Raw genomic sequence first — 14076 nt, forward strand, 5'->3', positions numbered from 1 at the left:
ATAATGACCGGTCCATGCCGAAGGCTCCCAGTATCGAGAAGCTCCTCCAAAGTGGTTCAGCGGAGTGGAACAAACTCCGTAAGTCCGGTCAGGTCTCTACCGACCACACGGGCGCCACCTTCACGCAGCTGTTCTCCGCCAACGCGGACCTGTCGGGCCTAGAGCTCGTGGGCTCCGAGTGGGAGCGCTGCGACCTCTCCAAGATGAACTTCCGCGACGCGGACCTGTCCAACGCCTACTTCCACGGCGGCCGGCTCCAGGACTGTGACTTCCGCGGCGCCAACCTCGAGGGGGCCACCTTCGAGCGGCTGAAGCTGCTGCGCTGTGACTTCACCGGCGCCCGGGGGCTGGACGACCTGGAGATGGACGAGGTGGACATGGACCGGGTGCAGGGTCTGGACGGCGAGGAGGCCCCGCCCCCGCCCCCGCCCCCCGCCCAGGGCATCACCGCCTTCACGCGCGAGCAGCGGGAGAAGGCTCTGGGGGCCGCCGCGGCCGCCGTGGCCGGCCCCGCCGCGGAGGAGCTGCCCCCCTTCAAGCCCCAGGATCCTCCGGGTTCTCTGCTCTTCCGGGCCTTGAAGCGGCTGCCGGCGCCGCCCCCGTGGGTGCTGGACGTGCCGGGCCTGCGCCCGCTGCTGCCCCAGCGCCTGCCCCCGGGCTCGTCGCTGGAGGGCATGTACCGCGAGGCGGTGAAGACGCGGCTGGAGAACAAGAAGCCCTCGGCGGACCCGGGCGCGGTGGAGCGGGCGCAGAAGGCGCTGCGGCTGGGCGGCAAGGACTCGGCCGTGGCGGCCATGTACCTGCGCGAGGTGGGCGTGCTGCCGCTCTCGCGCTTCTCCGCGGCCAAGGTGCTCAAGGATGCGCTGCGCGCCGAGGTGGAGGTGGACGACCTGACGGGCTCCATCGACCCGCGGGTGGCCGGCGCCCTGCTGGAGCTGCGGCTGACGCACGAGGTGGTGGAGCACGTGCAGGAGGTCCGGCGGCGCCTGGCGGCCACGCAGCTCTACACCGCGCTGATGGAGGCGGGCTTCACCCCGGAGAACAACTGGGACGAGGCGCTGGAGTCGGCCGACGCGGCGCTGGAGCTGGCGCAGCTCGCCACGGGCGAGGACCGCAACGCGCTCTTCGAGGGCTTCCAGGTGTTCGCCGCCCTGCCGGACGAGGCCCGGCTGCGGCGCCTGGCGTACCTGGCCGAGTCGGTGTCCAACCTGGAGCTGCTGAGCCGGCTGCCCGAGGGCATGGAGCCGCAGTGGCTCACCGGCCCCGAGACGCGCGAGTGCCACGACCGGGAGATGACGTACGTGCAGGCGCTCCGGGCCCAGGACATCCCCGTCAAGGTGCCCGCGCTGGCCAAGACGGAGCTCGGCGTGCCCGAGGGCCAGGTGCCCGAGGACAGCGACGACGACCTGTTCGTGCACCTGCGCTGCGATGTGTGCGGCAAGGAAAAGCTCATCGTCCAGTCCCGCATCGACTGAGGCGGGCCCGCCCCTCCCCGCGGGTGACAGCGGGGGGGGTTTACGGCAGGGAGTACGTCACCGGAGGGGGCAGCAGGACCCGCACGGCGTCTCCCGGCCGGATGACGCCGGGGCGCTCCACCCACCCCACCAGCCCGCGCCGCTGGTGCGCGGCCTTCACGAAGCGGGAGGCCAGGGCCTGCCGCTCCGGGTAGAAGGGCTCCAGCGCCCGGCCCGCCTTGCGGCACGGGGTGTTCTCCCCCTCCATCATCAGCACCGCATCCTCCGGGAAGAACAGGCGCGAGCCTGGGGGAAGCCGCGTCAGCCGGGGCACCCCCGACAGCTCCAGGTTCGCCCCCAGCCAGGAGGCCTGCACCTGGGGCACCTCCAGCGCGGAGGCGATGAGCGCCAGCTCCTCCGTGGACACGAGCGACACCTGGCGCGAGTTGCGCACGAGCGCGCCCCGGGGAAACCAGGGCGTGCGCACGTCCGCCTTCCGCGTCAGCCCCGCGTGGCGGTCCCCCCCCACGCCCTCCAGGGAAACCCGCACCTCGGGCACCTCGCGCGTGAGGACGCGCTTCGGCTCGGCTCCCACGAGGACGCGGACCATGTGGCCAGTGAGGGGCGTGGGCATGAAAGGCTCGGACGAGGGCTCAGAAGAGCGCGAGCTGCTGGGGCTTGCCCAGCGTGCGCGCGTCGATGCCGTCCTCCCGCAGCAGCCGGGCCAGCTCCTCCGCGAAGCCGTGGTGGGTGATGACTTCCCGGGCCCCGGTGGCCTTCACGTAGTTCACCAGCGAGGGGCAATCCGCGTGGTCCGACAGGGGAAAGGCCACCTGCGCGCCATAGCGGTACGCGGCGCCCGGGTCCAACGCCCAGCCGGTGAGCACCGCCGTGGCGCGCGGCCACAGGGGCGCCAGGGCCCCGGAGCGGGCCTGGTGGGGCGGGAAGAAGAGCACCTCGCCCGGATTCACCGTCCCCTCGAAGCACCGCACGGGCTCGATGGCCACGCCCAGCTCGCCGTAGAGCCGCGTCACCTCATAAATGGAGGTGTGCGCCACCAGCGGGAAGCCCTGCCCGGACAGGTACTTCATCGCCTCCTGGCTCTTGCCCAGCGGATAGCCCAGCAGCACGGGCACCACGCCCCGCTCCAGCTGCTGGCGCACCCACGTCTCCACCGCGCCCAGCACCTCGTTCTTCGGCGGGAAGCGGTAGCGTGGGTGGCCGAACGTGGCCTCGATGACGAGCGTGTCGCACTCGGCCACCTGCACCGGCTCCGCGGTGAGCGAGGGCGTGACGTTCAGGTCCCCCGTATAAACGATGCGCCGCCCGTCTCCCCGCACCACCCGGAGCTGGGCGCTGCCCAGGATGTGGCCCGCGGAGAGCAGCTCCAGCGACAGCGGGCCCAGCTCGAACGGCTGGTTGTAGGAGACCGGCACGGGGTCCTTCACCCGGCCCAGCCGGTGGGTCATGAAGCGCAGCGTGGCGGCCGTGGCGATGGTCCGCTCGTGGCGCGCGATGTGGTCCGAGTGCCCATGGCTGACGAAGGACAGCGGCGTCTTGCGCATCGCATCCAGCGCCAGCGGGGTACCCGTCAAGTGAAGGCCGGTGTTCCGCAGCTCGACGCTCATGGGGGTGCCTGGATATAGCGCGCCCGGGGGCCGTTGGGGCCCTTCTCTCCCCGCGCTCGCCCGCCCGTCCGCCCTGCCTACGAAACGTCAGGCCCTAGCCAGGGCCCGGCCGCGCCAGCGGTCCCACACGGCAGCGCCCACCTCCGCCACCACCACGCCCAGCACGATGAGGCCGCCGCCCACCCACTCCCGGGGGCCCAGCGTCTCGTACCCCAGCGACACCGAGAAGAGCGAGGCGAACACCGGCTCCAGCGCGTAGATGAGCGCCGCGCGCACGGCGCTGGTGCGCGCCTGGGCCCACGTCTGAACGCTGATCGCCAGGGCGCTGGTGACGATGCCGCAGAAGAGCACCGCGCCGATGAGGGCCCCGGACACCACCACCCGGAATTCCACGAAGGGCAGGCACGCCGCCGACAGCAGCGCCACCCCCCAGAGCTGCACGGCGACGAGCGCGCCCGCCCCCTCCTTCCGCGCGACCCTCGCGGTCAGGGTGATGTGGAGGGCGTAGCCCACCGCGCCGAGCAGCGTGAGCAGATCTCCCGGGGAGAGGGCCTCGGAGGCGGCCGTGTCCGCGCGGGTGAAGAAGTAGAGCCCCACGGCCGAGAGCACCACCCCCACCAGCGTGGGGAGGCGCGGAACCTGACGAAAGAGCACCAGCGAGAACAGCGGGACGAAGAGGACGCACAGCCCGGTGATGAAGGCCGAGCGCGCCGGGGAGGTGTGCGCCAGCCCTAGCGTCTGGAACAGGTAGCCGCTGAAGAGGACCAGGGACAGCAGGGCCCCGCGCTTCAGGTTCTCCCGGGAAAGCATCCGCCGTCCCACCACGGCGCTCAGCACCAGGGCCCCTACCCCGAACCGCAGCACGAGGAACGAGAACGGGTCCGCGTAGGCCAGCGCATCCTTCACCACCAGGAAGGAGGCGCCCCAGAGCACGGTGAGCAGCACCAGCGCCCCGTCCGCCTGGAGCTGCGCGCGCCGTTCCGGCGTGGACGCGCCCTCACTCATGGCCATCCACGATGCGCTCCAGCGCCACCAGGGGCTTGCTGCCCCCCGAGGCATCCCACTCGGCATTGACGCGCCGGATGAGCTCGGGGGAAGCGAAGCGGAACCCCCTCCGCCGGAACGTCCTCACGGAGGTGATGTTGTCCTCATCGACGTCCGCGTAGATGCGCCGCTCGCCCTGCTTCCGCGCCGCCTCCAGCAAGCAGCCCAGGAGCCGATGGGCCACCCCCATCCGCCGGGCCCTCGGCGCCACCACCAGCGAGCGGACCCAGAGCCCGTCCAGCGCCAGCCCCTCCTCGCGGTAGCTGTCCAGGAAGGCGAAGCCGCACATGCGCCCCGCCGCGTCGAAGGCGCCCGCCGCGGCCCCCAGCGCGCCCCCTTCCCGCGCCCACCGGCCCAGGAGCTGCCGGCGCAGGAAGGCCGAGGACACCAGCAGCCGCTCACCGGCGAAGACCAGGAGCGCATCCAGGTCCTCGGCCCGGAGCAGGCGCACCTCGAGCCGCCCCAGCCACCGCGTCCGCATGGGGCGCGACCACCCGGAGAAGGCGAAGTCCCGCAGCCGCCGGGCCACGCCCCGGGCCAGGGGACGGGACCACAGCGTGGACGCCAGCCGCTGGCCCAGAAAGAGCGATGGCCGCGTCAGCCGGGGCAGCGGGAGGATCCACCACCCCCGGCGCAGCGCCGTCACCCGCCCCAGCGGAACCCCCGCCGGGTCCCCCTTGCCCAAGAGCGACGCGGTCACCAGCGGCCCGGTGGAGACCACCACGTGCGCGATGAGCCGGCGGCCCACCCTCACGAGCGCCACATCGCCCCGGGACAGCGCCTCCGGCCCGCAGCGCAGCACCTGCACCGAGTCTCCACTGCGCAGCAGCGGGTACAGGCTCCGGCCCGCCCCGCGCAGCCAGAGCCGCCGCCCCGGGGGCGAGGCCTCGACGAAGGCCGCGAGATCAACCGGAGGCGTGCCAACCATGAAGCCAGTCCCTCACGAAGCCCGCCGCGGCGGCGTCCTTCCGGAAGATGAAACGGCGCAGCGCCACCCCCTCGGTGATGCGCACCAACCGCTGGAGCACCTCGCCCTGCGACGCCTCCCCCGGCAGCGGCCGGAAGACCTGCGCCATCATCGCCGGAATGGCCTCCTGCGCGGCCACCGCCTCCAGCCGCTCCTCACCGCCCTTCTCCAGGAAGAGCACCGCGGCCAGTCGCGCCCGCGCCCGTGCCGAGGGCAGGTCCAGGTCCGAGCAGAACGGGCTGCCCTCCACGCGCGCCCCGGGGTAGAGCCCCACCACCTCGTCCGAGAGCACCTCGGCCCCGGCCTCGCGGGCACACAGCCGGGTGAAGGTGGACTTGCCCGCCCCGCTGGGCCCGAGCGCCACCACCGCCTGCGCCTGGAACGCCACGCCCGCGCCGTGCAGCAGCAGGCCGCCCTGACGCAGGGTGGCGAGTTGCAGGCCAACCCGCAGCGCCAGCTCGGTGTCCAGAGAGGCCTGGGGGGGCTCCACGCGCACCACGTCTCCGTCGATGCGGAACCGGGGGCCTGAGGGCCGGCGAGGGTCCAGGGGCGTGCCCTGTCCCTCGGTCAGGGCCTCTGCCTGGAGCGACAGGTGCGGGGGGCCCGCCTCCGCCAGAAACGGCCCCAACGCGCACCGTGCGCCCACCTGGGAGAGGAGCGCCTCGTCCACCGCCACGCTCCAGTCCCCGAACCGCAGCCGCCGCATCCGGGCACCCGCCTTCTCTCAGCAGGCCCCCGTCTCGGGGTCGATGATGCAGCTGGGTGTGAAGAGGTCCGGAACGAGAATCCGCTCCGAGCGCACCTGGGGAGGCGCGTACGCCTTCTTCTTGTCCACCGTCACCGGCTGCACCGTCGTCGCCATGGTCTCCTTAGTAATACACCACGACTCGGGCCGGGTTCGACTGACTATCGCCGACCGCCAGGTCCATTTTTCCATCCCCATTGAAGTCCAAGAGGGCCAGGCTGATTCCGAACGAGGTCGTGGACGCCAGCTTGGACTGCCAGAAGCCGTTCTCCTGGGCCGTGTCGAACTCGGCCCCGGGCGTGCCCTGGTTGTAGAAGACGGCCGCGGCGTTCATCCCCACGATGTTCTGGCCCACGGCGATGTCGGCGCGCCCGTCCCCATTCAGGTCCCCCAGGGCCAGGGCATTGCCGAACCGGCCACCGCCGCCGATGACGAGCGGGGCCGAGGTGAAGCCCGACGGCCCCCCATCCCGGAACACGAAGACCTTGTTCTGGGTGGCCGCGGAGGCCACCAGGTCCAGCCCCGGGCCCCCCACCAGGTTCACCCCGCCGAAGGCCTCGGTGCCAAAGCCGTTCTGCGAGTTGCCTTCGGTATCCGGGCCCTGGTGGAGCACCTGGAGCGCGTCCGTGGTGAACACGTTGCGGCCCATCGCGCGCACGGTGGCGCCCGAGTAGACGAAGAGCTTGTTCACCCTCTCGTGCGAAGCCGGGAGGGTGAAGTCCGCGACGCCATCGCCCGTGATGTCCCCCAGGCGGGCATATCCGCGGGAGCGGCCGAAGAAGACCATCCCCGTGGGGGCCGTGAAGACCTTGTCCGACTTGCTCGTGGGCACGACGCAGGCCGCGGTGGCGGTGCAGCCCGTGCCCAGGGCGCGCCAGGCGTCCGGCGAGCGTCCGTAGAAGAGGTAGACCTTTCCGGGAGTCTCACCGTGCGAGCTGAGGAGCACCTCGTGGAGCCCATCGCCCGAGATGTCCTGGATCATCTTCACGGTGCCGCCCAGCGAGGCCCCGGCGATGTTGGTGTCGTGGCGGAACTCGATGGGCGCCGAGGTGTCCAGCACCTGGCCCTTGCGGCCAAAGTAGAGGAAGGCCCGTCCGGAGGTGCCACTCCAGCCGCGCACGCCCACCACCAGGTCCTGGACCAGGTCCGCGGTGCCGTTGCCCACATCGCCGATGTCGAAGTCGTTGCCGTAGGCCTGGGAGTCCGTCTCGGGCACCGTCAGGTCCTGACGCACCGGCGGCACCGCCACCGGGTCGCTCGAGCCGTAGTACACGTACGCCGCGCCCGGCGTGCCCAGCAGGCCGGTCACCACCAGGTCCTGCCGGCCGTCGGCGTTCAGGTCTCCCCGCGAGGCGATGTACGTAGCGTAGCTGTTGCCCGCCACGCCGGGGTTCGTCACCGTCATCTGCCGCCAGAAGTTGTCGATCTGCGGCTGAACCGCGAAGGGTGCGTAGTTTCCGATCTCGTCCCGGGGCCGGAGCTGGATGGAGTAGCGGGCCAGGGGTGGCACCGTCAGCGTGTAGGACGTGGAGGTGGCGGGCAGAAGCGCCCCGGTCTCCTGCTTCACCCTCGCGCTGAAGAAGGACGCCTCGTTCTCGATGCCGTTGAGCAGCTGGGCGTTGACCGTCCACCGCAGGTCATACCCCACGGGCATGCCGGACAGCCCATCGTCCCCGCTGGCGGTCCAGGTCACCTTCACCTGGGCAGCCCGCTCCTTGCCGGCCACCAGCGCCAGCGTCACCGTGGGCGCGCTGGGGGGCACCACGTCCACGGTGGCCGCCACGGTGTGGCGCGCCGTGTTCCCGGAGGCATCCACCACGCGCACCTCCAGCGTGCCGTCCGTGCCGTGCGGCAGCGTCACGGGCACCTCCAGGGTCTCCGGCGAGGCGGCGACCCCGAACTCCGCCGAGACGGGCTCGCCCTTGTAGAAGGCCCGCACCGTGCTGCCCACGCCCTGGACCACGGTGAGCGTGAACACCGCGTTGGCATCCCCCCCCGCGGCCAGGTCCACCACGCGGTCCGGCGCGGGCACCGGGAAGAGGTAGGCGTTGGTGTTGGCGACGAAGTAGAGCGCCGTGGGCGCCGGGGAGATGGAGGTGATGACGGGGGGCGTGATGTCCACCGTCACGTCCACGAAGTCGACGGAACGCTGATTCGCGGCGTTGAAGACCTCCACCGCCAGGCGCGTCTGCTCGCCGTCCTCGAGCGTCACGTCGAAGGAGAACTCGCCCGTGGACCCGTTCGCCAGGGTGGCGTCCACCGGCGTGGAGGACGTTCCCCGGTAGAGGACCACCTGGCGGCCCGTGCACGCAGGGGTGACGCCCACCAGGCGGTACTGCAAGCCCGGCGTCGAAGGATCCAGGTCATCCAGGGCGAGCAGCGTGGCCACCGGCGCGCTGGGGGTGGTGAGCGTGATGGCGCAGCCGGGAATCCGCACGTCCACGCCCTCGTGGGTATCGGAGCCCCGGTTGCCGGCGGTGTCCAGGGCCACGGCCGAGATGGTCTGCACCCCGCTGGGGAAGTTGAGCGTGCCCTGGGCGGAGCCCGCGGTGACCGGCAGGGTGCCGACCACGGTGGCCGGCGAGCTCCCCACCTGGGAGAAGATGCTCACCGTGTTCACGTCCCCGCCACTGACGCTCACCTGAACGGGCAGGTCCGTGTTGTTGTAGATGGTGCCCGCGAGCGGGGCCACCAGCGTCACGGTGGGCGCCTCCCGGTCCACCGTCACGGTGCGCACCACCGTCGACACGTTGCCCGAGGTGTCCACGGCCGCCACGGTGATGGCGTGCTCCGTGCGCCCCGCGCCCGCCAGGGTGAACTCGTGCGTGGCCGTCAGCAGCAGCGGGGTCAGCTCCACCGCGTCGCCCCCGGGGCTCACCGACATGCGGATGCCCTTGTCCCCCACGTCCGCGCTGGTGTTGGCCGTCACCTCGAGCTGGAAGCCCGCCGCGGGCGAGCTGTCATCCGCGAGGCCGAACTCGGCGCGCGTGGGCGCGCTCACCACCAGCGAGGGCAGCACGCGGTCCAGGCGGAACGCGAAGAAGGACGCCGTGTTGAGCGGGTAGAACGGCGTGGGGTTGGCCACCCGGTTCTGGTTGCCCGCCGCATCCGTCACCGTGACGACGAGCGCGTAGTCAGCCTCAATGCCCGTGGGCATCGCATCCAGGGACACCCGGACCTGGCCCCCGCTGGCGCTGCCCTGGCCATAGACGATGCCGGGGTTGGCGGCGCTGCGGACCTGGACGGGCCGCCCATCCTCCACCCCATCGATGGTGAGCCGCAGCTGCACGGGCCCCGAGGGCAGCTCGGCGGCGTTCAGCCGCAGGTCCCCATTGCTGTCCCCCACCAGCTCCACGGCCCGCACCACCGGCTCGGTGCTGTCCACCGTGATGGTCACCGCCTGGGAGACGGAGATGGCCCCGTCATCCAGCACGGCCTTCAGGGCATAGCGCCCATCGGGATAGGTGAAGTCCGGGGTGAAGGCCGGCACGTTGGCCGCCAGGGTGTACCACCCCGAGCCATCCCGGCAGGGCGCGGCATCCAGGCTGGGCGCCACGCTCGCGCAGATGTCCACGACGGCGTTCGCCGAGCGCCCATTGGCGGCGTACTTGAGCGGCGCCTGGATGCCGGACTCCTCGGGCGTGACGTCGGAGAGGACGACGTAGCTCGGGGCGGGCGAGGCGGCGGGAATCTCCAGGGCGATGTTGCCCGGCTGCGTGTCCACCAGGAGCAGCACCGTGGCGCAGGCCACCGTGCCCCCGGGGCCGATGAGCTCGGCGCGCAGCACGTTGGCCCCCTCCTCCAGCTCCACCGAGCTGAAGACCTTCGTCCGGTCGGACGCGGCCACCGGCACCGAGGCGATCTCCGTGGAGCCGCGCAGCAGCCGCAGCGTGCCCGCCGCCGGGGTCTCCAGGCTCAGCGTGACGGGCACACTCAGCCCGCCGGCCGGCAGCACGATGCCATCCATGGCCCCCAGGTAGCGGCCGATGGCGGGCGTCGCGAAGGCGAGCGAGCCCGGCGAGAAGGCCAGCGTCAGCGCCTGGCCCCGCTCGGTGGTGTTGCCCGCCAGGTCCGTGGAGGCCACCTTCAGCTCGCACGTCCCGCTGGGCGGCACGGACACGTCGCGCAGCACGAGCGTGCCCCGCGCATCGGCCTGGCCCGCCACACCCGCGGCCATGGCGCACCCGGTGACGAGCACCGCCGCGTACGGCTCGGTGTTCACCTCCAGGGACACCTGGATGCCCGGCGCCAGGGACGTGTCGTTGAGCCCCGCGCCCAGGACGGTCTCCGCGTCGGGCAGGCCGCGCACGTGGAAGGCCAGCGCGGGCGGCGTGGTGTCCACCCCCAGCGAGAGCACCTGGCTCACCGCGCCCCCGGGGCAGAGCGCCTGGAGCTGGTACGCGCCATCTCCGCTCAGCTTGAGCGGCACCCCGGCCGAGCCCGAGGACGCAAGGCCCTCGCCCCGCGCGCGCTCCTGGCCCTGCGCATCCAGCGCCACCACGATGACGGGGCCAGGCCCCGCCTCGACGCGGACCAGCGTGTCCTCCCCCAGGGGGGAGACCTGAACGCCGTTGACCGGAGAGATGATGCGGCAGACGGGCAGGCCCGTGTTGACCGTGATGGCCTGGGCCTGGCACTGCTCCAGCCCCGCGGCATTGCGCACACAGGCCTGGACGGAGTTGGCCCCGCCCGCGAGCTGCGCCGTGAAGGACGCCCCGCGCGATGCGTCCGTCTCCGCCCGCTGGGGGTGGGCGAACGTGCCGGTGACGCTGGTGAAGAACCGCACCTCCGTGCCGGGCGGCAACGTGTCCGCCTGGACCCGCACCACGGCCTGCACGCCTTCGCCCAACGGGCCGTTCACCGGAGGCACGGGGATGGTCTCCGGCACCACGAGCTTGAGCACCGGCACGGTGCTGGCCACCATGACGGGCACCTCGCGGGTGGTGACATTGCCTCCCGCGTCCGAGACGCGCAGCGTGAAGCGGTACTCGCCATCCACGGGCACGGTGACGGCGGGGAACGTCACCCCGCCGGAGATGACGGGAGAGGAGAGGTCCGGCTCACCCGGCCGGGACAGGGTGGCCAGCACCCCGGGCTCGGTACAGCCCACGGTGGCCTCCACCCGGAACGTCGTGGACGCCACCGCCCCCACGGGCGAGGCCACCTCCACGCGCGGCGCCACCGTGTCCAGGCGGATGCGGCGGCGGCCGGAGGTCACCTCGTCCTCGCCGTTGCGAATCACCGCGTAGCACTGGGCCTCCTGGGACTCGCACGCCGACTGGGCCAGCGTCACCGGCACCTGCGTGAGCCCCGTGCCCGACACGGTGAACTCCGTGGGGGGCACCCCACACGCCTGCTCGCAGTAGAGCGTGCCCTTGCGTCCGGCCAGGCCCACCGCGTTCAGGCTGAAGAGCATCTGGTAGCCGGGCATCTGCGGATCCGCGTCGTCCGCCTCCAGCAGCACCTGGCCCTCGGCCGGCTTCGACAGGTCCACCGACGGCGGCTCCGACGTCACCGTGACGCTGATGCGCTGGGTGGCCGTGCGCCGCGAGCCCGCCTCCTCCACCGTCACCTGCAGCACGTTGGTGCGCGGCTGCAGCAGCACCGCCGGGAAGCGCGCCGTGTCGCCGTCGAGGATGGCCGTGGGCCCCTCGGTCCACCCCTGCTCGGAGGGCGTGCGCAGCTCCAGCTTCGCGCCCGCGAGCTTCAAGGGCCGGTCCGAGGTATCCCGGGCGCGCACCACCACCTCGTGCTGGAAGCCGTCCTGGGCCGCGTCCTCATCGTCGGACACCACCAGGCGCTGGCCATCCGTGGGCTTCTCGAAGGCCACCTCCAGCTCCGACTCCACCGGCGGCTCCCCGCAGCTGCATCCGGACGCACTCCACAGCGCGAGCCCCATCAACAGCCATTGCCATACCGATCGGCGCATTCGTCTCCCACCCTCTCCAGCGTCAGGCGTTCCGCCCGCCGCTCGCGACATCAGCGCAAGGAGCCTCACGGCCCGAGCACCAGCACCTTCTTCGCCACGAGGAGCCGCAGGAAAGCGACCGTGTCGGCTTCACACGCCTGGGGCTCCACCTCGAACTCGTCACACAGCACCGCCACGATGGCCGCCACCGTCCGCCGGCCATCCACCAGCTCCATGATGCGCTCGGCCACCTCGGACACCTGGCCCCGCGCATCCTCGAAGGTGTGCAGGTGCTCATCGGGCCCCGCCGCCAGCAACCGCCCGCCCACGCGCTGTACCCCCGTCTCCGGATGGAGCCGGGGCACGGCGCGCAACTCGTCCAGACCCGGCGTCCCAGGCCCTGCCGCTCCCTCTTTGTCGGAAACGAATCCAGCCACATGAATCTCCCGGAGGCCCGCCCCCCGGCCTGGAGCTTCCCGGCCTCTCGGAATCTGGGAGCATGCTAGCCGCGAAGGTTTGGCCCGGCCAACTCCTGGCCCCCCCGGTCCACGCCCGGATCAACGACTTGGCCGGAATCCCAGTAACTCGGCCCCCGCTTTACTTTGAGGGCTGGGGCCCCGCCCGTGAAACCGCTATGACGGGAAAGCGCCCGGCCCCCCGAGGGAGGGCGGCGACGATGGGAGGGGTGATGAACACGATGCCGGAAGGCAACATGGCGCCGCGGCAGGGCTGGTGGGGCCGCAATTGGAAGTGGGTCGTTCCTGTTGGCTGTTTGACACCCGTGCTCATGTGCGGCTGCTTCGGGGCGCTGGGCCTCTACTTCATCTCCAGCGCCATCAAGTCCTCGGACGCCTACCAGCAGGCCGTGGCGCTCGTCTCGGAGAACCCCGAGGTGCAGGAGGTGCTGGGCACGCCCATCGAGTTCGGCTTTCCGCGCGGCTCGGTGAACACGGACAGCGGCGAGGGCCGCGCCAGCCTCAACATCCCCGTCGAGGGCCCCAAGGCCAGCGGCACCCTGCGCGTCGAAGCCCTCTCGGTGGGAGGAACCTGGACCTTCGAGCGGCTCGAGGTGGAGGTGCCCGGCCGGGAGCCCATCCCGCTGATGGAGCCCCCGATGGACGACGAGTTGCCCCCGGGACTGGAGGCACTCCCGGACGAGGAGGCGCCGCCCATGGACCTGGGCGAGGAGCCCCTGCCGCCCGAGGAAGAGCTCCTCCCGCCCCCGGACGAGGAGACGCCGGGCAAGCGCGGCTCCGAGATCGACCTGTAGCCCGCAACGCGAAAGGGGCGGCGCGGGGCCCAGAGCCTCGCACCACCCCTTCGCGTTCCGCCCGGATGCGCCGGGACTACTTCAGGCCGTGGAGGGCCTGGCGCAGCTCGGGCAGCACCTTGAAGAGATCCGCCACGAGGCCGTAGTCGGCCACCTGGAAGATGGGGGCCTCGGGGTCCTTGTTGATGGCCACGATGGTCTTCGAGCTCTTCATGCCCGCCAGGTGCTGGATGGCACCGCTGATGCCCGCGGCGATGTAGAGCTGCGGGGCGACCACCTTGCCCGTCTGGCCAATCTGATAGTCGTTGGGCACCCAGCCCGCGTCGCACACCGCGCGCGAGGCACCCACCGCGGCGCCCAGCTCGTCGGCCAGGGCCTCGATCTCCTTGAAGTCACCCTTGGTGCCACGGCCGCCGGACACCACCACCCGGGCCTCGGTCAGCTCCGGACGGGCGCTCTTCACTTCCTTGAAGTCGACGAACTTCGTCTTGGACGGCTCGATCTTCGCGGTGAAGGACTTCACCTCGGCGGCCGCCTGGCCGCTCGCGGCGGCGGGGAACTCGGTGGCGCGCAGGCTGAGCACCTTCACCGGCGTGGTGAGCTTCACCTCGGCGAAGACGTTGCCGGCCCACATGGGACGGGTGAAGGTGACGTCCGCGCCACTGCCATTGATGGCGGTGACGTCGGTGGCCATGGCGGCCTTGAGGCGGGCGGCCACGCGGGGCAGCAGGTCCTTGCCCATGGCGGTGGAGGCGGCGCCCACGTAGTCGGCCTTCAGCTCCTGGGCCAGCGCGGCGATGACCGGCGCGTACACCTCGGCCAGGTAGTGCTCGAACTCGGGGGCCGCGGCGGTGTGCACCACCTTGGCGCCCAGGCCCTTGAGCTCCTCGGCCAGCTTGGAGGGATCCTTGGACAGCAGCGCCAGGTGCAGCTCGGCGCCCGCCTTCTGCGCCAGCTGGCTGCCGGCGGCGATGGCGTTGAGGGTGGCCTTGCGCAGGTTCCCGTCAGGCTGCTGCTCGGCGACGATGAGAACGATCGGCATTTGGGACTCCAGTCTCTC

General features: G+C 72.0%; 11 protein-coding genes. 2 read left to right on the plus strand and 9 right to left on the minus strand.

Annotated elements, in window-relative coordinates; all coding sequences use genetic code 11:
* Positions 1-14: 14 nt before the first annotated feature.
* On the plus strand, positions 15-1475 hold the full coding sequence (locus tag KY661_RS16460) for a pentapeptide repeat-containing protein (protein ID WP_225411094.1): 1461 nt from the start codon (positions 15-17) through the stop codon (positions 1473-1475).
* Between the two features lie 40 nt (positions 1476-1515).
* Here KY661_RS16460 and KY661_RS16465 read toward each other — a convergent pair whose 3' ends face one another.
* The 8 genes from KY661_RS16465 to KY661_RS16500 all read right to left on the minus strand — a co-directional run bounded on the left by KY661_RS16465 (position 1516) and on the right by KY661_RS16500 (position 12183).
* The gene (locus KY661_RS16465) at positions 1516-2088 is read right to left on the minus strand and encodes an MOSC domain-containing protein (protein ID WP_225411095.1); all 573 of its coding nucleotides are present in this window, start codon (positions 2086-2088) and stop codon (positions 1516-1518) included.
* A 19-nt stretch (positions 2089-2107) separates the two neighbouring features.
* Entirely contained in the window at positions 2108-3082 is a 975-nt protein-coding gene (locus tag KY661_RS16470) for an MBL fold metallo-hydrolase (protein WP_225411096.1), read from the minus strand.
* An 87-nt stretch (positions 3083-3169) separates the two neighbouring features.
* Positions 3170-4093 (minus strand): DMT family transporter, encoded by a 924-nt coding sequence (locus KY661_RS16475; RefSeq protein WP_317987266.1) that lies wholly within the window; start codon positions 4091-4093, stop codon positions 3170-3172.
* The gene (locus tag KY661_RS16480; RefSeq protein ID WP_225411154.1) at positions 4080-4928 is read right to left on the minus strand and encodes a GNAT family N-acetyltransferase; all 849 of its coding nucleotides are present in this window, start codon (positions 4926-4928) and stop codon (positions 4080-4082) included. Before KY661_RS16480 ends, KY661_RS16475 begins: the two co-directional genes overlap by 14 nt.
* 103 nt (positions 4929-5031) lie before the next feature.
* Positions 5032-5799 (minus strand): P-loop NTPase family protein, encoded by a 768-nt coding sequence (locus tag KY661_RS16485; RefSeq protein WP_225411097.1) that lies wholly within the window; start codon positions 5797-5799, stop codon positions 5032-5034.
* Positions 5800-5817: 18 nt separating this feature from the next.
* Positions 5818-5955, minus strand: a complete 138-nt coding sequence (locus KY661_RS16490) for a hypothetical protein (protein WP_177241412.1) — start codon at positions 5953-5955, stop codon at positions 5818-5820.
* 7 nt (positions 5956-5962) lie between these two features.
* Positions 5963-11767, minus strand: coding sequence for an FG-GAP repeat domain-containing protein (locus KY661_RS16495; RefSeq protein ID WP_225411098.1), 5805 nt, complete (start codon positions 11765-11767; stop codon positions 5963-5965).
* A 65-nt stretch (positions 11768-11832) separates the two neighbouring features.
* Complete coding sequence (locus KY661_RS16500; RefSeq protein WP_225411099.1) at positions 11833-12183, minus strand: PqqD family protein; 351 nt, start codon at positions 12181-12183, stop codon at positions 11833-11835.
* Positions 12184-12434: 251 nt separating this feature from the next.
* Between KY661_RS16500 and KY661_RS16505 the strand changes: the two genes are divergently transcribed.
* Positions 12435-13016 carry a cytochrome c oxidase assembly factor 1 family protein gene (locus KY661_RS16505; protein WP_225411100.1) on the plus strand — a complete coding sequence of 194 codons (582 nt, stop codon included), beginning with the start codon at positions 12435-12437 and terminating at the stop codon, positions 13014-13016.
* A gap of 76 nt (positions 13017-13092) precedes the next feature.
* On the opposite strand, the gene KY661_RS16510 is transcribed toward KY661_RS16505, so the two are convergent.
* Complete coding sequence (locus tag KY661_RS16510) at positions 13093-14058, minus strand: electron transfer flavoprotein subunit alpha/FixB family protein (protein ID WP_225411101.1); 966 nt, start codon at positions 14056-14058, stop codon at positions 13093-13095.
* Positions 14059-14076: the final 18 nt, after the last annotated feature.

This window comes from Allostigmatella hybrida (assembly GCF_020103775.1).
GTDB lineage: Bacteria > Myxococcota > Myxococcia > Myxococcales > Myxococcaceae > Hyalangium > Hyalangium aurantiaca.

Coding starts and splice junctions, on each gene's coding strand:
- KY661_RS16485 (WP_225411097.1), bottom strand. CDS start 5,799: ATGCGGCGGCTGCGGTTCGGGGACTGGAGCGTGGCGGTGGACGAGGCG.
- KY661_RS16460 (WP_225411094.1), top strand. CDS start 15: ATGCCGAAGGCTCCCAGTATCGAGAAGCTCCTCCAAAGTGGTTCAGCG.
- KY661_RS16495 (WP_225411098.1), bottom strand. CDS start 11,767: ATGCGCCGATCGGTATGGCAATGGCTGTTGATGGGGCTCGCGCTGTGG.
- KY661_RS16490 (WP_177241412.1), bottom strand. CDS start 5,955: ATGGCGACGACGGTGCAGCCGGTGACGGTGGACAAGAAGAAGGCGTAC.
- KY661_RS16505 (WP_225411100.1), top strand. CDS start 12,435: ATGAACACGATGCCGGAAGGCAACATGGCGCCGCGGCAGGGCTGGTGG.
- KY661_RS16475 (WP_317987266.1), bottom strand. CDS start 4,093: ATGGCCATGAGTGAGGGCGCGTCCACGCCGGAACGGCGCGCGCAGCTC.
- KY661_RS16465 (WP_225411095.1), bottom strand. CDS start 2,088: ATGCCCACGCCCCTCACTGGCCACATGGTCCGCGTCCTCGTGGGAGCC.
- KY661_RS16470 (WP_225411096.1), bottom strand. CDS start 3,082: ATGAGCGTCGAGCTGCGGAACACCGGCCTTCACTTGACGGGTACCCCG.
- KY661_RS16510 (WP_225411101.1), bottom strand. CDS start 14,058: ATGCCGATCGTTCTCATCGTCGCCGAGCAGCAGCCTGACGGGAACCTG.